Below are 19,432 nucleotides of genomic sequence, written 5' to 3' on the forward strand. Positions count from 1 at the left end.
ATGATGATACTGACACTGGCGATTACAGGCATGCTCACAGCTGCCTGTAATCGTTCGGTGATATATAACCACTACGAGCACGTTGACAACGATGGTTGGGAACGTAACGACACGATGCACTTCTACATCCCCCCAGTGAAACAGGCTGGCAACTACCAGCAACAGGTGATGTTGCGTACAAACAACTCACTCCCCTTCTTAGGCATCAGCATCATTGTGGAACAGGACATCTACCCTATGGGGCGCAAGCTGCGCGAGCGCATAGACTGTCCGTTGGTAGAAAAGAACGGGCACGTATTAGGCAATGGTATCAGCTGCTATCAGTACACATTCGATGTAGGCAACATTGAACTTAACGAGGGCGACTCGTTACACGTCTATGTGATGCACCACATGAAACTGGAAACGATGCCAGGTATCAGCGATGTAGGTATTCTAATTTCTCAATAGATTTCGGCCTGCGTCTATTCGGAGGAAGATAAACAGCAGCAGGGTGAATCCCCAAAGCGACGAACCACCATAGCTGAAGAAAGGTAAAGGAATACCGATAACGGGGGTCAAGCCCAATACCATTCCTACATTGATAAACACATGGAATAAGAAGATACTCACCACACAATAGCCATACACCCTGCCAAACCGATGCACTTGTCGTTCGGCCAGATGGATGAGACGCAAGATAAGTGCCAGGAAAAGCAACAATACACTTGCAGAACCTACGAATCCCTCTTCTTCGCCCACGGTGCAGAAGATGAAGTCGGTATCCTGCTCAGGCACGTATTTCAGTTTGGTCTGAGTACCATTCAGGAATCCCTTTCCCTGCAGTCCTCCAGAACCAATAGCAATCTCGCTCTGGTGCACATTATAACCCGCACCCTTCAGGTCCTCCTCAAGTCCCAGCAACACGTTGATACGTACACGCTGGTGAGGTTCCAGTACATGATTCAGGGTATAATCAGCCATACTGAAGAAGATCAATGACCCCAGAGCAAAAGCTGTTATCCACAGGTAATTACGCAAGCGCGTGGCCAGAAACCGATACAATAGATAGACAACCAAAGCCGTACAGAGCAGCATCTCGACAATGTTGATATCGAAGGGAATAATCCATAAGCCGAACAGTACTGCCACCAAAGTTGCTCCAAGCCCCACAAGTGCCATACGGATAGCGTTACGCTTATCGTTGCAATACACATATACCAGACCGGTGGAGAATACCTGAATCATGAGGAGCACAGCAAACTTACCGACTGATGTCGGGGTGATACTCAGCATCGTATCGGCAAAACGAATGCCTACCACGAAATACACCACCATAGCCACACCTGTGAACAGGATGCTGCCCGGCATTCCCTCGCGATACAGCATGAGGAAGAGTGACAGATATACCAATGCCGACCCCGTTTCACGCTGCAGCACTATAAACAGCATGGGCACGAAGATAACAGCCAGCACCAGGGCGAAATCCTTCCACTTCTGGATGGTAAACCCGTAGGTGTTCATCATCTTAGCCAATGCCAAAGCCGTAGCAAACTTGGCAAACTCAGCAGGCTGCAGACGGATAGGACCTAATACCAGCCAGGATCGGGACCCCTTGATGGAATGCGGATTAAAGATAGTACCAAACAGTAATATCAGCATCACACCAAAGATGATATAGGCAAACATATCCAGATAACGATCATCGAGCATGAGAATGACGAAACCCAGCACGATAGAGGTGCCGATCCACACAATCTGCATGCCCGAACGGGTGTCGAGACTGAAGAGGTCGGTATCGCCATAACTGTAGCTGGCACCACACACACTCACCCATCCGAAGGTGAGTAGGGCAATGTAGATGATGATCGTCCAGTAGTCGAGTGAACGAATCACTCCTTTTTCCTTTCTATTACCTATCGCCTGCACCATAAGCTATTCTGCGTTCCTGAATGCTGCGAGCCTTAGCCTCGCTGGCTTCAGAGAGTTTTCCTTTTAAGTATTTCTCCATAATCAGACCGCCGATGGGCACACCATAGGTGGCACCCCATCCACCATTCTCTACATAGACGGCAACGGCAATCTTGGGATTATCCATAGGCGCAAAGCCCATGAAAACAGAGTGGTCATGTCCGCGGTTCTGAGCCGTACCCGTTTTACCGCAGGCATTAAAATCGTATTTACCTAACTCCTTACAAGTACCTCCCAGCACCGAGGAGCGCATCCCCTGCACAACATAGTCGTAAGCCTCACGACTGGCTTTGGTATAATGCTTACGGGTATAGGCAGTGTCGAGAGGCACACCCTGCACCTGCTTCACCACATGAGGCACGATATAATAGCCTCGGTTGGCGATGGTGGCACCCAGGTTGGCTATCTGTAGCGGTGTGGCATTCACCTCACCCTGGCCGATAGCGATAGAGATAATGGTGAGTCCGTTCCACGAGCCCTTGTAGGCCTTATCGTAGAACATGGCGTTAGGAATCAGCCCACGCTTCTCGCCAGGCAGGTCGATACCTAAGCGATAGCCGAATCCCATGGATACCATATAGTCGCGCCAGGTATTCATGGCATTCTGTACCGACCCGTATTTCGACACGTTGGTATTGATCATGTGATACAATCCCCAACAGAAGTAACCGTTACACGAGGTACTGAGTGCAGGTACCAGCGGCAGTGGTGCCGCATGCCCGTGACAACCCACATGCAACCCCTTGAAGTTGAATCCATGCGAACAGGGATACAGGGTGTGCGAGTTGATGATACCCTCAGTCATAAACGTAAGTCCCTGGGTAGTCTTGAAAGTAGAGCCTGGAGGATATTGTCCCATGATGGCACGGTTCAGCAGAGGTTTCCACACATCCTGTGAGAGGGCACGGTGCTTTTTACTACGCAGGCGTCCCACCATCTGACGGGGATCGTACGTAGGCGACGACACCATACAGAGCACCTCACCCGTAGCAGGCTCGATGGCTACGATGGCACCTATCTTTCCTTCCATCAGGCGCTCACCTAAGGCCTGCAGCTCGGCATCGATACCCAGCGTCAGGTTCTTGCCAGGAATGGCACGACGGTCTAATGCACCATTCTGATAGCGCCCCTGGATACGTCCGTGCGCATCACGAAGCAGAATCTGGATACCTTTCCGTCCACGCAGCTCTTTCTCGTACGAACGCTCAATACCCAGCTTGCCGATATAGTCGCCGGGTTGGTAGTAATCGTCCTCCTCGATATCAGCTGGCGACACCTCACCCACATCACCAAGCACGTGGGCACCCATACTATAGGTGTACTGGCGCACACTACGCTTCTGGATGTAGAAACCTGGGAACCGATACATCTTTTCCTGGAAAACACTAAAATCCTTGTCGCTCAGCTGACTCATGAACAACTGTTCGGTGAATCGCGAGTAACCAGGATTCTTACTACGGTCCTTCATGGTGGTCATACGATGTTCGAACTCCTCTTTGGTGATACCTATGGCCTGACAGAAGTCGAGGGTATCGAGTCGGTCCTTCATCTCGTTCATCACCACCATGATATCATACGAAGGCATATTGTAAACCAGCAATTTGCCTTTACGGTCCAGGATGGCGCCACGAGAGGGATATTCTATTTTCTTGAGGAAAGCATTCGAGTCGGCGCTCTTCTTGTAGTCGTCGCTCGTAATCTGAAGTGTAAACAGCCTGACGATGTAGATGAACACAATCAATGCGGCCACCCCACCAATCACGTATTTACGGTATTCCAGATCGTAATTCTTCTGCTTCACCTGCTTCTAACACTTTCAACAGCTAACATCAGCAACATTGTGAGGAGGGCACTGACTACCGAACGCGACAACCACAACAGTACATCGAAGAAGTTAAACGCTTCGAGGGCGAAGAACACCAGACAATAGAGAAATGTCAGCAGTCCGCTGAGCACCACAAACTTACTGAGTCCCAACGACTTGATAGACACTTCCAGATCATCAGCAGAGTCGCGTGGAATCAGCAGTTCTATCAGATAAGCCTGAGCCAGCCCCACAAGCGTCATGACACTCGACGCCAGACCTGGCGTACACGAGAAGATATCGATGACCAGTCCGAGCAGGAAACACGATACCAGGATCAGCCATTTCGGGAAATGGCGACGGAAAGTGACAGCAAAATAGACATAGAGCAACGGCGTGCCTACACCAAACATGTGAACATGATTCAGAATCAGCACCTGAACCACGAACAATGTCAGAAACATGACCAACCGGTTAACGAGTTCTATCTTCATACTATTATCGCTGTTTGAAACTGATAGAGTCGCGAGCAGCCTGCATCAGCGTAGCACGCTCGGCAATACTCTTATCGCTGATAACCACCACGTCGCGGATATTTCCGAAATCGGTACTCAGACGTACCTTGAGTTTATACGACAAACCGTCGCTTGAGTTATAAGCCTGCTCAATCTTGCCTACCAATACGCCCGATGGGAAGATTGAGGAGAATCCACTGGTAACCATCCACTCGCCGAGTTTGAATTTGGCATGGCGAGGCACATCCTCGACATAAGCCACCGATGGGTCGCCACCATACCAGTGCAGATAGCCGAAGTATCCACGGTTACGGATAGAGCAGCTGATACGCGATGAAGCTGCATTGAGGGCTGAGATAACCACCGCATAATGATCGCTCACGAGGTAGACCACGCCAACGATACCATTACCGCATGCCACACCCATATCGGGCTCAACACCATCCAGACGGCCCTTATCAATGGTAATAAGGTTCTCCTGCTTATGGATGGAGTTCTCGACCACCTTGGCAGATATCAGCTGATAGCGGTTCAGGAAATCCAGTTCCCTGCGCTGGGCTTCTGTGGTATCCTTTGTCACGTCGGCATAGAGTCGGCGCAACTGGTCGAGCTGTCGCTCCTGGTAGATATTACGGAGGGTGAGCTCGCGGTTCATCTCAGCCATCGACAGATAGCTGGTCAGACTGCTCTCTATCTCGTACACCTTACCAGCCACAGCATTGGCACTCGTGAACCACACACTATTCTGATAACTGTTATACTGAAACAACAGAACAACACTGACTACTTCGAGCAATACGAAGACTAGCCAGTGATGATACTTGTATAGAAAATCCAGCAGGTTTCTCATCTACCTGTCAATTGTCAATATTCAATTGTCAATTATTGATTATCTCATCAAGAAATTAAATCTATCGATATTCTTCAGAGCGATGCCAGCACCCTTAGCTACACTGTGCAAGGGATCCTCGGGCACGTGAAATGGGATGTGCATCTTGTCGGTAAGACGACGGTCCAGACCACGCAGCAGAGCGCCACCACCTGAGAGATAGATACCATTCTTCACGATATCGGCATACAGCTCTGGGGGAGTATTCTCAAGTGCTGAGAGTACAGCGTTCTCAATCTTTGCCACGGTCTTATCGAGACAGTGTGCAATCTCCTGATAGCATACAGGCACCTCCATGGGGAGTGCTGTGATACGGTTAGGACCGTGAACGATGAAGTCCTCGGGAGCCTCGTCGCCCAGATCGGTCAGCGCCGAACCTACATTAATCTTGATACGCTCAGCCATACGCTCCGAAACCTTCACGTTGTGCTGGCGGTACATATATTCCTGGATATCAGCCGTCAGATCGTCACCAGCGGTACGGATCGAGTTGTTCGAAACGATACCACCCAGCGAGATGACAGCAATCTCGGTAGAACCACCACCGATATCAACAATCATGTTACCCTCTGGTGCCTCTACATCGATACCGATACCGATAGCGGCAGCCATAGGCTCGAAAATCAGATAGACATCACGTCCATCAGCATGCTCTGCAGAGTCGCGTACGGCACGCAGCTCTACTTCGGTAGAACCTGAAGGTACACCAATCACCATACGGAGTGATGGCGAGAACAGGCGGCTACCTGTGTGTACCATCTTGATCAGTCCACGCATCATCTGCTCGCAGGCAGAGAAGTCGGCAATCACGCCATCACGCAGCGGACGGATGGTACGAATGTTGTCATGAGTTTTCTCATACATCATCTTCGCCTCGTTACCAACGGCAATCATCTTGTCAGTACGGCGATCAAGAGCAACTACTGAGGGCTCATCAACCACAATCTTATCATCACTGATAATGATGGTGTTGGCCGTTCCCAGGTCCATTGCTATTTCCTGTACGAAACTAAAAAATCCCATTTACTATTTCTTTAATGTTTATTCTTAGCAACGGACTACAGGACTTAAGGAAATTTTTGTTTTTGGATAAACCAGTCCTGTCAGTCCTGTTGTCCGTTGTAAATGATTATTTTTTCTCAAACCAGGCGTTGATAGCTGTATCGTAGTGGCTGCTCACACCGAAGGCACGGGTAGCAAACATACGACGATCCTCGATATCGGTCTGAGCACCCTTCTTGTTCAGGATATCGAGCAGCACGCTGTACTCAGCCTTGCTGGGCACAATGACTACATCCTTGAAGTTCTTGGCTCCAGCACGAATCAGAGAAATACCACCGATATCAATCTTCTCGATGATATCAGCCTCGCTGGCACCACTGGCTACAGTCTGCTCAAATGGATAGAGATCTACGATAACGAGATCAATCTCAGGAATCTCGTACTGCTTCATCTGCTCTATGTCACCGGCATTCTCACGACGGGCCAGAATACCTCCGAACACCTTCGGATGGAGGGTCTTTACGCGACCACCCAGGATTGATGGATAAGTGGTTACATCCTCAACCTTCTGACACTCATAACCAAGTGATTCGATAAACTGCTGTGTTCCACCAGTCGACAGGAACTTCACACCTTCCTCGTTCAGTTTCTTCAACAGTTCATCCAGTCCATCCTTGTGGAAAACAGACACCAATGCGGTCTTAATCTTCTTAATTTCAGCCATTTATAAATATTTTAATAACGTTATTAATATCCAAAAAACAAGCGCATCGCACGCAATCGCATGCAAAGGTACAAAAAGAAAACGGATTAACCTCAATTTCTCGGCGAAATTTTAGATTAATCCGTGTTAAAAATATGATAGGTCAATTATTTAAGCTTGAAATTCTTCACCCACTCACGCATCGGTTCTACAGCCTCACTATGCTCCGGCTTGTAGCGCAGCATTACTGTCACCAGGCGGATGGTATCGTCCTCAAGCACCTTGCCGTAGTAGTCGAAATTCTCGTCCGACCCCTCCTGGATGCTATAGTCGTCGCCCACCTCTAGCAGGTCGGCTCCCATGGCTAACATCTGCTGGCTGGCCGACCGAATGTTTCCCGTCAGCGAGTCGACCATCACCGATATCGACATCTGGTCGCTCATAAACACCTCCTGACAAGGTTCCTCAGGCAGGTCCTGCTTGCAGAGGAACGACGGATAGTTGATGTCGAGCCCCAGCTTGTCGCTATGATATTTCAGCAGGTCCCATTGGCCCATACTGATGGTCATGCTGTCGGCACTGGTCAGTTCAATACCGCCATAAGCCTTAGGCTGTTTCTGTCCGCCACAAGCGCACAGCATCCCCGCCAGCAAGCCAGCTAACAACCAACACCTAACCCTCATTAACTGTCAATTATCAATTGGCAACAAATCACTTAAATCAGGTTCATTCCCAGCTGCTTGCACTGTTTGCGCATCTCCTCGGGCCAGATAGAGGCCTGAATCTCGCCGATGTGACCTTTGTGCAGCAATACCATACAGAGTCGGCTCTGACCGATACCACCACCAATACTCAGTGGCAGTCTGTCATTCAGCAGCTGCTGATGGAAGTAGAGCTGTTCGCGCTCCTCCTTGCCTTCCAGTTTCAACTGGCGCAGCAGGCTCTCCTTATCCACGCGGATACCCATGCTCGAGAGTTCGAAGCTTCGGCCCAGAACGGGATACCATATCAGGATATCGCCATTCAGTCCGGCACGTCCGTCCTCGGCGATGGTGCTCCAGTCGTCATAGTCAGGGGCGCGTCCATCATGCTTCTTACCATCACTCAGCTTGCCGCCTATACCTATTATAAATACAGCGCCGTATTTCTCGCAGATGGCATCCTCGCGCTCCTTTGGTGTCTTGTCAGGATACATCTCCACCAGTTCCTCGGCATGTACGAAGTGTATCTGCTCGGGCAGGAAAGGCTTGATTTGCGGATAAGTCTCGCAGGTGAGATATTCTGTACGGCGGATGGCAGCATAGATACGCTCCACAATGTTCTTCAGGAATGCCAGGGTGCGGTCCTCCCTACGGATAACGGCCTCCCAGTCCCACTGGTCGACATACAGCGAGTGCAGGTTGTCCAGCTCCTCGTCGGCACGGATAGCATTCATATCGGTGTAGATACCATAGCCAGGCTCGATTTTGTACTCAGCCAGGCTCAAGCGCTTCCACTTAGCCAGCGAGTGTACCACCTCGGCTTTGGCATCACCCAGGTCCTTAATGGGGAAGCTCACGGGGCGCTCCACACCATTCAGGTCGTCGTTGATACCTAATCCTTTCAGCACGAACAACGGTGCTGTCACTCGACGCAGTCTGAGTTCTGTCGACAGATTCTGCTGAAAGAACTCCTTTATCAGTTTGATACCCTGTTCCGTCTGCTTCATATCCAGCAGCGGCTCATACATCACGGGTTTAATTACTTGTCCCATTTCTACAGTTAATGTTTAAAAAGCGGTGCAAAGATACACTTTTTCCGCAATTCTGCAAGCAAAATTGCGTAAATTTTTGCAAAATGACACAAAAACATTGATTTTGACTATCAATCTGACTATACACAGAGTTCTATTTCTATCTTATAATAGTCCTTATCCTTCACTGGGGGACATACCGCGAAATGGTTTTCGTATTCATCACATCCCCAAGGCGTAGCCAGATAGAGGTACTTATCGTCGGCTTTAGTCTGTACCAGATAGGTCTTTCCGTTATACGATATCGACTCCGTTTTACACAGACGATCGAAGAAGCGCTCTGCATCGCCCAGATCCTTGAAGTTCAGGGAGGCCTGTGTCGAATTGTCGACACTCACGCAGAAGTAGCACCCATGAGGCGAAGTGGCTTTCAGCTCGTAGCCCACAGCCTTCTTGGACCCCTTCTCCACATCGTGCCCATACACCACCTGTATCAGCTCCATATCGCCAGCCGCCACATCGTCGCGACAGATGAACTGCAACGGTGTATCAGGCTTCCGGCCCGAGCCTTCGTAGTTATACAATAAATCAAGCAGATGCGTGGGCGACAGCTCGGTGGCAGTACTTGCCGTGGATGACGACAAGGAGAAGACGCCAGCAGCCATCAGCGCCAATACGAGGATAGGTGTTAGTATATGCTTCATGATATTTATAATTTGTGTCTTAGTTATACTTTCAGCGGCAAAAATAGTATTTTTTTCGCAAACCACCAACTTTTTTTGCAGAAATTTGCTGATTTATTTTTTTTGTAGTACCTTTGCACACGATTTGCTGCACCCGTAGTTTAAAGGATAGAATAACGGATTCCGGTTCCGTTGGTCACGGTTCGATTCCGTGCGGGTGTACTATCATGCAAAAGGTGGCTGATCATCACGATCAACCACCTTTCTTTTTTAATAACTAAAACAAATACTTACTTTATAAATTATACACCTGTGATTAAAGCTCGGGGGAAATAGCTGCCAGCCATGCCTCGATGCGGGCGTCGGTCTGGTCGTCCTCGTTGATATCGTCGAGAGGCAGTCCGATAAACTTGCCACCGATCACGGCTTCCGAGTCGTCGAAGGTATAGCCGTCGGTCTCAACGCTACCGATGAATCGGGCACCGCTGTCCTTGATGCCGTTGTAGAGCTCGCCCATACCGCCTACGAAGGTATCGCTATAGGAAGAGCAGTCGCCGCATCCGAAGATGGCAATGGTCTTTCCGCTCAGCTCGGCACCCTGCAGCGTCTTCAGTCCGTCGTACCAGTCGTCCTGCAGCTCACCGGCTCCCCAGGTAGAGGTGCCGAGAATCAGATTCTGGTTGGCAGCCACCACATCGGGTGTGATATCCTGTACGTTGAGGGCTTCGCAGCCCAGTTTCGAGGCAATCTTCTCTGCGATAGCCTCGCAGGTTCCAGTCGAAGAACCATAGATTACAATAGTTGAATTCATTTTTAATGTTTTATTATATGATTAATTCCTGTTGATGCATGTCTCGTTGCAGTCACCCTGGCATTTACGTCTGCAGTAGCGTTCGCATTGTGCACAGATATCATATCCCAGCATGGCTCCCAGGATGAAGTCCTCCTCAGGTGTGAGCTGGTTGAGCGGACGGGTGACGATGAGTCGGATGGCCTCAAGGCACTCGCGCTTGCCGAAGTACACATTCAGGTTCTTGCTTCCTGCAGGCTGCAGCACGTAAGGGATGCCCTGGCTCTCCAATCGCTCAACAGTCTGTTCACCATATTTCTTATTACAGGTAAACAGCACCATCTGGCGCACACCTTTCTGCAGTTCGTAGATGTGATTCATCAGCACCTTGATCTCTGTGGGAATACTTGTTGTTCTCATTTTCTGTACTTTCATTTCGACGGTGCAAAGGTACGAGGTTTTCCGAACACCCGCAATACCTAAAACAGAGTGTTTTACAGACAGACAGTTTCCCACAGGTTGCAAAAACCTATTAATCATAAGTAGGTATGCAAATGACCGCCCCCACGAGAAAAAAATTACGGGCCCACGGGGGAAGCGATTTTACGACCAGGAGCCATCATGCGCGGAGGGTGCGCATGGCATTGAGCACAGCCAGCACGGTGACACCTACATCGGCAAACACAGCTAACCACATGGTAGCGGCGCCAAAGGCTGCCAGCACCAATACCGCCAGTTTGATACCGATGGCCAGCCACACATTCTGCGAGGCGATACGGAGGGTACGACGGGCAATACGGATGGCAATAGCTATCTTTGAGGGCTGGTCGTCCATCAGCACCACGTCGGCAGCCTCGATAGCGGCATCGCTGCCCAGACCGCCCATCGCTATACCTACATCGGCACGCGCCAGCACAGGGGCATCGTTGATACCATCGCCCACAAAGGCGAGTGGCGCTGCCTGCTGTGCGTTGGCAGATGCGAGTCGTTCTACCTGTGCCACCTTATCGGCAGGCATCAGCTCGGCATGGTATTCGGTCAGTCCCAGCGTCCGTGCCACGTTTTCAGCCACCTCCTGTCGGTCGCCCGTCAGCATCACCGTACGCTGCACACCTAACTGGTGAAGGGCGGCTATAGCCTCAGCACTATCCGCTTTAACCTGATCGTTGATCACGATATGGCCTGCATACGTACCATCGATAGCCACGTGGATGATGGTACCCAGGTGCTCGCAGTCGTGCCAGTGAGCACCCACGCTGTCCATCAGTTTCGTATTACCCACAGCCACCTCTTTCTCAGCCACACGGGCGATGATACCCTGCCCTGCCAGCTCGCGCACATCGCTGATCTTACAGCCGTCGGTAGCCTCATCGGGGAAGGCATCGCGCAGGGCGGCACCGATGGGATGGGTAGAGAAATGCTCTACATGGGCAGCCAGATGCAGCAGCTGGTGCTCATCGAAACTATCGGGATGAACCGCTGTGACAGCAAACACACCATGGGTGAGCGTGCCCGTCTTGTCGAACACCACCGTACGCACTTTGGCAAGCACATCGAGATAGTTGGCACCCTTGATGAGGATACCGCGACGCGAGGCACCGCCGATGCCACCAAAGAACGTGAGTGGCACGCTGATGACAAGGGCACACGGGCACGATACCACCAGGAACATCAGGGCACGATATATCCATTGAACATTGAACATTGAATATTGAACAATATTCCAAAGCGTAGGAACAACAGCTAAGGCCACGGCAGCCAGCACCACGATAGGCGTATAGATACGGGCAAAACGGGTGATAAAGGTCTCGCTCTGCGACTTATGCTCGCCGGCATTCTCAACCAATCGGATAATCTTGGAAACGGTACTCTCGCCGAAAGGTTTGGTGACCTTCACGCGCAGTACGCCACTCAGGTTTACACAGCCTGATATCACCTCGTCGGCCTCAGCCACATCGCGAGGCAGCGACTCACCAGTCAGCGCCACCGTATTGAGCGCACTGGTACCCTCGACGATGACACCATCTAAGGGCACCTTCTCGCCCGGACGGATCACGATGATATCGCCCACCTGAACCTCCTCGGGCGACACACGGCGATCGCCATCGGCCAGGGTGGCATAGTCGGGCTTGATCTCCATCAGATGGGCAATGCTGTCACGGCTCTTGCCTTCGGCATAGCCCTCGAAGAGCTCACCCACCTGGAAGAACAGCATGACGAACACTGCCTCGGGGAACTGGGTCTCGGCACCAGGCAGGAAGCCGATACAGAGGGCGCCGATGGTAGCCACCGACATGAGGAAGTGCTCATTGAACGGCTCGCCATGCAGCAGGCCTTCAACCGCCTCCTTCAGCGTGTCGTGACCTATCACGAGATAGGGTACGAGATATACCAGCAGCAACTGCCAGGTGGGGAGCGCCGTCAGGTGTTCCACTGCCACAGCAGCTACCAACAATACTGCCGAAATGATGATGAGCCATAACTGCTCGTGAGTATCATGCTCATGATGATGTTCTTCGTGATGATGCTCGTGAGCATCACAGTAATCGCAATATGCGTCTTGATGTGCCATAATCTTACATATTTATCTGTTTCTGGGTGCAAAGGTACGAAGAAAGCGATGCAACCCGGTTGCAAATAGCAGCCGACACAAAAATAACATGCGCAAAGTTTGGCGTTTTCAGCTTTTTTGCGTACTTTTGCCGTCAATAAAAAAATACTATATGCAGAAACTCATAGAATTATATAAGGAATGGAATGGTGCCGAACCCGCCAACGTACAGCAGATACCCGGCGGCGGCAGTAACCGTACATACTACCGACTGACCAGCAGCGAGGGGCAATCGGTGATCGGCGTCATCGGAACCAGTCGCGACGAGGACCACGCCTTCATCTACCTCACCCAGCATTTCACACGCCGCAAGCTGCCAGTGCCACAGATTCTGGCAGCCAGCGACGATATGCTGCGCTACCTGCAGACCGACTTAGGCAGTATGTCGCTCTTCGATGCCATCCGTGGCGGACGAGAGGCTGGCGGCAGATACACACTGGCTGAGCAGGAGCTGCTGAAGCGCACCATACGCGAACTGCCCAACATACAGATAAGAGGCGCACGCGAGCTCGACTTCGACAACTGCTATCCGCAAGCCGAGTTCAACGTCGACAGCGTGCTCTTCGACCTGAACTACTTCAAGTACTGTTTCCTGAAGGCGACGGAGATTGATTTCCACGAACTGAAGCTGGAAGCCGACTTCAGACTGATGGCCAAGGACCTGACTGCCGAGAGCTGCGACACCTTCCTGTATCGTGACTTTCAGGCCCGCAACGTGATGCTCGACCACGACGGCAACCCCTGGTTCATCGACTATCAGGGCGGCAGAAAGGGTCCCTTCTATTACGATATCGCCTCGTTCCTCTGGCAGGCCTCGGCCAAGTATCCGCACAAGCTGCGCCGCGAACTGGTGTACGAGTACTACAACTCGCTGAAGAACTACATGGAGGTGCCACCCGTGCGCCACTTCGTCAACCGTCTGTCGCTCTTCGTCCTGTTCCGCACCCTACAGGTGTTAGGCGCCTACGGATTCCGCGGCTACTTCGAACAGAAAAAGCACTTCATCGAGAGCATACCACCTGCCATACAGAACCTGCGCGAGCTGCTTGACAGCTCGACACAGTGGCACTACCCCTACCTGATGGACATCCTGCGCCAGCTGACAGAGCTGCCACAGTTCCAGCAGATAGAAGCCGTGGCCAGTCGTGCCGATGGTTACAAGACCACCGACCTGAACCCCTACAAAGCCCACCCGCAGGACGGACCCGCCACCTTCTCGAAATACGATGCACAGGGACCGCTGGTGGTCAAGGTGTTCAGCTTCTCGTATCGCAACGGCATCCCTGAGGATGAGAGCGGTAATGGCGGCGGCTACGTGTTCGACTGCCGCAGCACGCACAACCCAGGCCGCTATGAGCCTTACAAGAAACTGACAGGACTGGATGAGCCCGTGATCCGATTCTTAGAGGACGATGGCGAGATACTGACCTTCCTCGACTCGGTTTACAAGCTGGCCGATGCCCATGTGCGCCGCTACATCCAGCGCGGATTCACCTCGCTGATGTTCTCGTTCGGCTGCACAGGCGGACAGCATCGAAGCGTATATTCTGCCCAGCATCTGGCTGAGCATATCCACGAAAAATTCGGTATTGAGGTTCGCGTAGAACATCGCGAACAGAAAATCAAACAGGTGTTTGAAGCTAAACAATAAACAAAAAAGAGCAGCAATCGCTGCTCCTTTTTTTATTTCTCCTCCTCGGCAGGCTCCTCGTCCTTGAAGTCGGTGATACCAGCCTCAACAAGGATGTTATACCAGGTAATCAACTTCTTGATGTGGCTATCCTTTACACGATCCTGATCCCACTCAGGCAGAACCTTTGTGAAATACTCGTGCAGCTCGGCTGAGCTGGCCTTCTTCTCGTTGATGCTGGCCTTCTTGCCATCCTCGAGCTTCTTCAGGTTCTCGAGAACATCAGTCAGGGGAACATCGTCGGTCTCTGTAAACATGGCGATATCGCCAAGTGATGTGATACGATCGGTAGCGAAGGCTGGCATACGCTTATGAGTAGCGTCGAGAGCCTCAACGATCAGGTTGTTATGACCTCTGGTAACCAGTTTATACAAACCTGGCTTACCGGCAATTGCTAAAATTGTTTGTTGCATTGTCTTATGATTATATGTATTTGTTTATCTATATCTGCTTCACCATCGTTGATGATGACGTAATCCGACTTACGGATGATGTCCTGCTGCGGCATCTGGCGCGCCATCCACTCCTCCACCTTTTCGTGGCTGATATGATCGCGCTCCATCACACGCTGCATACGTATCTCCTTGGGAGCTATCACAGCAATGACGATATCCACCAGCCGGGAGGCACCCGACTCGAACAGGATGGCACTCTCCATCAGTTTGAGACCGCTCTGACGGAAGGCGTCGAAAACGGCTGGATGCACAATCTTATTAACAGCCTCGGCATGACTTTCCGACGACAGCAGGTAATGAGCCACGATAGCCTTGTTGAGATTACCGTCGGCATCGTAGGTATGAGGACCTATCAACGCTGTGAGGCGCTGACGGATATCGGGCGAAGTGCGCATCAGCTTCTTGGCCTCGCTGTCGCAGTCGAATACCTCGTATCCCTGCTCCCGCAACTTCTGGCAGACATAGCTCTTACCGCTACCTATTCCGCCTGTGATACCTATCTTCATTCTGATTCCGATTCAATCAGGTAATCCACCATGCTCGTTTCCAGACGGGCTCTGGATATGCCGCGTGGTACAGTCTTCAAATAGATATGGCACTTCTCCTGAGGATGCTCCATAATCTCGTTGTAATCAGCCACTACCGTAAAGTCGGTTGGCTTCAGATGGCGGAACACGCTCACACCCGTAACGAACTTGACGCCCACACGCGACGGGAAGGTACGGAGCACCTTGCCTGCTGGCATATTGATGGCCTTGATAGGCACACCCTCGATATTCTCCTCGGTGAGCACATCGGTACAGAACGTCACCCGCACATGGTCGGGCACCATCTTCACACCACGGATCTTAGCCAGCTCGCAGTTAGCACGCAGCGTATCACGGAAGTTCACATGATTCAGATGCTCGGTGTACACAACGTTGATACTGTCGAGCTTCTCTTTCGAAGCATAGATGGTGATACTGTCGGGCTTGTAGGTCACACGCGAGATAAAGAACAGTTCCTCGGGAATCACACGACCGCTCCACCGCACTGGCACCACCTTCTTGGCACCGTAGTTGTAATAGAACTCCAGCTTTTCGGGTTTCACGTTGATAATACGCGAACCGTTTGCCAACTGCTGGTAAACCAGCTTCTGCAGCTCCTGCGATGTTACGATACCCGTACCGTTACCCCTGTTATAGGTTCTGAAACTGACGTTGAGCCTCTTCAGGACGTCGCCATACATATAAGTAAGCAAGGTGAATCCTTTGTCACGGATGGTCATTCGCACCGTGTCGGTCTCGTCGGATGTCAGCACGGCATTCTTGGGAATGTCGGTTACCGATACGGGAATGGCGAACTCGCGTTCGTAAACCTCGTTGAGTGTGGTCTGCAACCAGAATACACCCGAAAGTGCCAGGAAGAACGCAAACAACAGGAGCTCCTTATTAGTACTGCTAAAAAGGAGCTTACGGATCTGCTGTCCTATTCTTCCTAACTTCATATCTTATTTCTGAGGCGTGCTTGCCATATCCTTGAAAACAGAAGTCTTCTCAACGGTAACAACCACGTCGCGTGCAATCTTCACGTCAACGGTGTTCTTAGCCAGATCAACGCTCTTCACTGTTCCATGAATGCCACCGCCGGTAACCACTTCGGTACCCTCGCTCAGCTCGTTCTGGAACTTCTGAATCTCCTTCTGCTTCTTCTGCTGTGGACGAATCATGAAAAACCACATAATGGCAAAGATGGCCACCATCATGATGATCATACTCATGCCGCCTCCCTGTGCTGCCTGGGCAGCCAATACGATACTAGTCATTTTCTTTCTTTATTTAAGTTTATTTCTATGGTTCTCTTTCTTGGGTTCGATGAACTTGGCCAGGCGTCCGCTCTCTACCAGATTGCGGGCTATTCCATCGAGCATACCATTGATGTAGCCAGCACTCTTTGGTGTAGAGTAGAACTTAGCTATCTCAACATACTCGTTGATGGTTACATTGATGGGAATATTCGCCAGGGTCATCATCTCGGCGATGGCTATCTGCATCAGGATAATATCCATGTAAGCCAGGCGCGAGAAATCCCAGTTGCGTGATGCCTCACTCATAAAGCGCTGATACTCGTCGGCATTCAGGATGGCTGCACGGAATATCTTGCGTGCAAAATCCTTCTCATCCTCACTATCCCACTCAGGCAACAACTCCTGCTTCGCCCCATTCTGCTCCTCGAAACGCTTGATGGTCTTCAGCACGAATGTATCAACGATAGGCTTATCATCATTCCAATAGAGGCTCTGGTCCTCAAGGATGGCATCAATATCATCGTTATCCTGAATGAGTGTGCGGTATATCTTACGCCAGAACTCACGATCCACATCGTAGTTATCCTCTGGATTGTTCATATATTCCTGATATATGTCGCTCTGCTCTATCTTCTCGAGCAGCGAGGCCACGAAAACGGCATTCTCATCCCAACCGCTCTTCTGCGTGCTGATGAACTCGTTTAACTGCTTATTCTCGGCCAACTGAATTGCAAATCGATTGAAAACAAATCTTTGTGATGGTTCTGGTGTTCCTTCGCGCTTTGCTCGTTGTACCAACACTTCCATACGACGGCTTGCCTCCTTGTTTACGGCTACAATCAGAGCCAGCATGTAGTTGTAGAGGTCATAAGCTTTCGAAAGACTGAAAAATAGCTCTTTCTCAGCCGTGTCGATGTTCTTGTTACCGTTTTGATAGTAAGCATAGGTTAACTGAACAATCTTAATTCTAATAATTTCTCTGTTAATCATCTCACTTGATGTTTTTTTATTTATTATACCTTATTTATATAAACTGAAACGTTATAATCGGCTGCAAAATTAGCAATAAAAACTAAAATCTGCAAGAAAAAAGCCGAAAATTGAGGTTTTTTAGCCAAATATTTGGTTGGTATCAAAAAAAGTCGTACCTTTGCACCGCTTTTTCGGCTACATGCCGAGATTCGTGTGATGGCGAATTAAGCAAAACGTAATTTTTAACAACTTAATTTAGAGTAACACATTTATGAAAGAAATTAGCGTAAGTGGCCAGAAGCGTGCCACAACTGGCAAGAAGGCCAGCAAGGAAATGCGTAAGGAAGGTCTTGTACCTTGTAACCTTTATGGTGAGAAGAAGGGTGAGAACGGTGCACCTGAGGCTCTTGCATTTGCAATCCCAGCATCTCAGCTCCGTCGCGTAGTTTATTCACCCGACGTTTACGTTGTAAACATCACCATCGACGGTGAGGCTCACAAGGCTGTTATGAAGGAGCTCCAGTTCCACCCAACAACAGACGCTCTGCTCCACGTTGACTTCTACGAGGTAAACGAGGAGAAGCCCATCACTATCGGTATCCCCGTTAAGTTGGTAGGTCACGCACAGGGTGTTCGTGATGGTGGTCGTCTGAGTCAGGCTGTTCGTACACTGAACGTTACAGCTCCTTACAAGCAGATTCCTGAGGTTCTGAATGTAGACGTTACAGAGCTCAAGCTCGGTAAGGCTATCAAGGTAGCAGAACTGAACTTCGAGGGTCTGCAGATCGCTACTCCTGCTCAGGTTGTAGTATGCTCAGTTAAGGCTACACGTGCTTCTCGTTCTGCAGCTGCCCAGGCTGCTGAGTAATTTATCTAATTCGTTTGCGAATGGATAAGTACTTGATTGTTGGACTGGGAAATATCGGCGACGAGTACGAGAACACCCGCCACAATACAGGCTTTATGGTATTGGATGCTTTTGCTAAGGCATCCAATATTCATTTTGATGATAAGCGCTATGGGTTTGTAGCCGAAACATCATTGAAAGGTCGTAAAGTATTCCTGCTGAAACCCTCTACCTATATGAACCTGAGCGGCAATGCGGTACGCTATTGGCTAAACAAGGAAAATATAGAACAAAACAGACTATTGGTCATCAGCGACGACGTAGCGCTACCATTAGGCGCATTCAGACTGAAAGCCAATGGTTCGAACGGAGGGCACAATGGTCTGGGACACATTCAGCAGCTGATAGGCCAGAACTACGCCCGACTGCGTATGGGTATAGGCAACGACTTTCCACGAGGCATGCAGGTGGACTGGGTACTCGGCAAGTACGACGAGGAAGACATGAAGACACTCCAGCCAAGTATCGATACAGCCTGCGAGATCATCAAAAGCTTCGTATTAGCCGGCATCGATATCACAATGAATCAATTTAACAAATTAGGAAAAAAATAACATATGGAAGAAGCAAGGATTGACAAATGGCTATGGGCATCACGCATCTTCAAGACACGTTCGATTGCTGCTGATGCTTGCAAGAATGGACGCGTTACCATCGAGGGGGTTAACGTCAAGCCTTCACGTATGGTGAAAGTCGGCGAGACTGTCAATGTCCGTAAACCACCCATCACCTACTCTTTCCGTATTCTGAAGACCATCGAGCAGCGAGTGGGTGCCAAACTCCTGCCTGAGATCTACGAGAACGTGACTGCTCCCGAGCAGTATGAACTACTGGAGATGACCCGTATCAGCGGGTTTGTGGATCGTGCACGAGGTACTGGGCGACCTACCAAGAAAGATCGCCGCAGTCTTGATGCATTTATCAACGACATGGAATAAAATGT

22 protein-coding genes and 1 tRNA gene are annotated in these 19,432 nt (G+C 50.3%); 6 read left to right on the plus strand and 17 right to left on the minus strand.

Annotated features, from left to right (window positions below; genetic code table 11):
- A complete protein-coding gene (locus tag T495_RS0106610; RefSeq protein WP_197018874.1) occupies positions 1-450 on the plus strand; it encodes a gliding motility lipoprotein GldH in 450 nt (149 codons plus the stop codon).
- Here the strand turns inward: T495_RS0106610 and rodA are convergent.
- The 9 genes from rodA to T495_RS0106655 all read right to left on the minus strand — a co-directional run bounded on the left by rodA (position 436) and on the right by T495_RS0106655 (position 9,299).
- The gene (gene rodA, locus T495_RS0106615; RefSeq protein ID WP_028904178.1) at positions 436-1,911 is read right to left on the minus strand and encodes a rod shape-determining protein RodA; all 1,476 of its coding nucleotides are present in this window, start codon (positions 1,909-1,911) and stop codon (positions 436-438) included. The two genes, T495_RS0106610 and rodA, sit on opposite strands and share 15 nt — an antisense overlap.
- Positions 1,892-3,751, minus strand: a complete 1,860-nt coding sequence (gene mrdA, locus T495_RS0106620; protein ID WP_033148019.1) for a penicillin-binding protein 2 — start codon at positions 3,749-3,751, stop codon at positions 1,892-1,894. The genes rodA and mrdA overlap by 20 nt, the downstream gene beginning before the upstream one ends.
- Positions 3,748-4,248: a rod shape-determining protein MreD gene (gene mreD, locus T495_RS0106625; protein ID WP_028904176.1), complete on the minus strand. Its 501-nt coding sequence runs from the start codon at positions 4,246-4,248 to the stop codon at positions 3,748-3,750. Before mreD ends, mrdA begins: the two co-directional genes overlap by 4 nt.
- A 4-nt stretch (positions 4,249-4,252) precedes the next feature.
- Complete coding sequence (gene mreC, locus T495_RS0106630; RefSeq protein WP_028904175.1) at positions 4,253-5,119, minus strand: rod shape-determining protein MreC; 867 nt, start codon at positions 5,117-5,119, stop codon at positions 4,253-4,255.
- Positions 5,120-5,158: 39 nt separating this feature from the next.
- Positions 5,159-6,181 carry a rod shape-determining protein gene (locus T495_RS0106635; RefSeq protein WP_028904174.1) on the minus strand — a complete coding sequence of 341 codons (1,023 nt, stop codon included), beginning with the start codon at positions 6,179-6,181 and terminating at the stop codon, positions 5,159-5,161.
- A 106-nt stretch (positions 6,182-6,287) separates the two neighbouring features.
- Positions 6,288-6,884 (minus strand): IMP cyclohydrolase, encoded by a 597-nt coding sequence (locus T495_RS0106640; protein ID WP_028904173.1) that lies wholly within the window; start codon positions 6,882-6,884, stop codon positions 6,288-6,290.
- A 146-nt stretch (positions 6,885-7,030) separates the two neighbouring features.
- Positions 7,031-7,546 carry a hypothetical protein gene (locus tag T495_RS0106645; protein ID WP_155950130.1) on the minus strand — a complete coding sequence of 172 codons (516 nt, stop codon included), beginning with the start codon at positions 7,544-7,546 and terminating at the stop codon, positions 7,031-7,033.
- Positions 7,547-7,578: 32 nt separating this feature from the next.
- Positions 7,579-8,616, minus strand: coding sequence for an aspartate--ammonia ligase (gene asnA, locus T495_RS0106650; protein WP_028904171.1), 1,038 nt, complete (start codon positions 8,614-8,616; stop codon positions 7,579-7,581).
- Between the two features lie 119 nt (positions 8,617-8,735).
- Positions 8,736-9,299, minus strand: a complete 564-nt coding sequence (locus T495_RS0106655; RefSeq protein ID WP_155993476.1) for a hypothetical protein — start codon at positions 9,297-9,299, stop codon at positions 8,736-8,738.
- Positions 9,300-9,428: 129 nt separating this feature from the next.
- Between T495_RS0106655 and T495_RS0106660 the strand changes: the two genes are divergently transcribed.
- A tRNA-Arg gene (locus tag T495_RS0106660) sits at positions 9,429-9,500 on the plus strand.
- Positions 9,501-9,594: 94 nt separating this feature from the next.
- On the opposite strand, the gene fldA is transcribed toward T495_RS0106660, so the two are convergent.
- From fldA to T495_RS0106675, 3 genes are all read right to left on the minus strand, one after another.
- Positions 9,595-10,089, minus strand: coding sequence for a flavodoxin FldA (fldA, locus tag T495_RS0106665; RefSeq protein ID WP_028904169.1), 495 nt, complete (start codon positions 10,087-10,089; stop codon positions 9,595-9,597).
- A gap of 21 nt (positions 10,090-10,110) precedes the next feature.
- Positions 10,111-10,488: a DUF2023 family protein gene (locus T495_RS0106670; protein ID WP_033148122.1), complete on the minus strand. Its 378-nt coding sequence runs from the start codon at positions 10,486-10,488 to the stop codon at positions 10,111-10,113.
- Positions 10,489-10,687: 199 nt separating this feature from the next.
- Entirely contained in the window at positions 10,688-12,640 is a 1,953-nt protein-coding gene (locus T495_RS0106675) for a heavy metal translocating P-type ATPase (RefSeq protein ID WP_081832039.1), read from the minus strand.
- 151 nt (positions 12,641-12,791) lie between these two features.
- Here T495_RS0106675 and T495_RS0106680 point away from each other — a divergent pair, with 151 nt between their 5' ends.
- A complete protein-coding gene (locus tag T495_RS0106680; RefSeq protein ID WP_033148021.1) occupies positions 12,792-14,330 on the plus strand; it encodes an RNase adapter RapZ in 1,539 nt (512 codons plus the stop codon).
- 32 nt (positions 14,331-14,362) lie between these two features.
- On the opposite strand, the gene T495_RS0106685 is transcribed toward T495_RS0106680, so the two are convergent.
- From T495_RS0106685 to nusB, 5 genes are read right to left on the minus strand one after another with little or no spacing between them, the layout of a single operon-like run.
- Complete coding sequence (locus tag T495_RS0106685; protein ID WP_028904165.1) at positions 14,363-14,782, minus strand: DUF5606 domain-containing protein; 420 nt, start codon at positions 14,780-14,782, stop codon at positions 14,363-14,365.
- Positions 14,764-15,330 (minus strand): dephospho-CoA kinase, encoded by a 567-nt coding sequence (coaE, locus tag T495_RS0106690; protein WP_028904164.1) that lies wholly within the window; start codon positions 15,328-15,330, stop codon positions 14,764-14,766. Before coaE ends, T495_RS0106685 begins: the two co-directional genes overlap by 19 nt.
- A complete protein-coding gene (locus tag T495_RS0106695; RefSeq protein ID WP_033148022.1) occupies positions 15,327-16,310 on the minus strand; it encodes a hypothetical protein in 984 nt (327 codons plus the stop codon). Before T495_RS0106695 ends, coaE begins: the two co-directional genes overlap by 4 nt.
- Positions 16,311-16,313: 3 nt before the next feature.
- Positions 16,314-16,628 (minus strand): preprotein translocase subunit YajC, encoded by a 315-nt coding sequence (gene yajC, locus T495_RS0106700; protein ID WP_028904162.1) that lies wholly within the window; start codon positions 16,626-16,628, stop codon positions 16,314-16,316.
- A 9-nt stretch (positions 16,629-16,637) separates the two neighbouring features.
- Complete coding sequence (nusB, locus tag T495_RS0106705; protein ID WP_033148023.1) at positions 16,638-17,600, minus strand: transcription antitermination factor NusB; 963 nt, start codon at positions 17,598-17,600, stop codon at positions 16,638-16,640.
- Between the two features lie 253 nt (positions 17,601-17,853).
- On the opposite strand from nusB, the gene T495_RS0106710 reads away from it, so the two are divergent.
- From T495_RS0106710 to T495_RS0106720, 3 genes are read left to right on the plus strand one after another with little or no spacing between them, the layout of a single operon-like run.
- A complete protein-coding gene (locus tag T495_RS0106710; RefSeq protein ID WP_028904161.1) occupies positions 17,854-18,450 on the plus strand; it encodes a 50S ribosomal protein L25/general stress protein Ctc in 597 nt (198 codons plus the stop codon).
- A gap of 20 nt (positions 18,451-18,470) precedes the next feature.
- Positions 18,471-19,043 carry an aminoacyl-tRNA hydrolase gene (pth, locus tag T495_RS0106715; protein ID WP_028904160.1) on the plus strand — a complete coding sequence of 191 codons (573 nt, stop codon included), beginning with the start codon at positions 18,471-18,473 and terminating at the stop codon, positions 19,041-19,043.
- A 3-nt stretch (positions 19,044-19,046) separates the two neighbouring features.
- Complete coding sequence (locus tag T495_RS0106720) at positions 19,047-19,427, plus strand: RNA-binding S4 domain-containing protein (RefSeq protein WP_028904159.1); 381 nt, start codon at positions 19,047-19,049, stop codon at positions 19,425-19,427.
- Positions 19,428-19,432: the final 5 nt, after the last annotated feature.

The sequence above is a fragment of the Prevotella sp. P6B1 genome (genome assembly GCF_000702825.1).
Taxonomy (GTDB): Bacteria; Bacteroidota; Bacteroidia; order Bacteroidales; family Bacteroidaceae; genus Prevotella.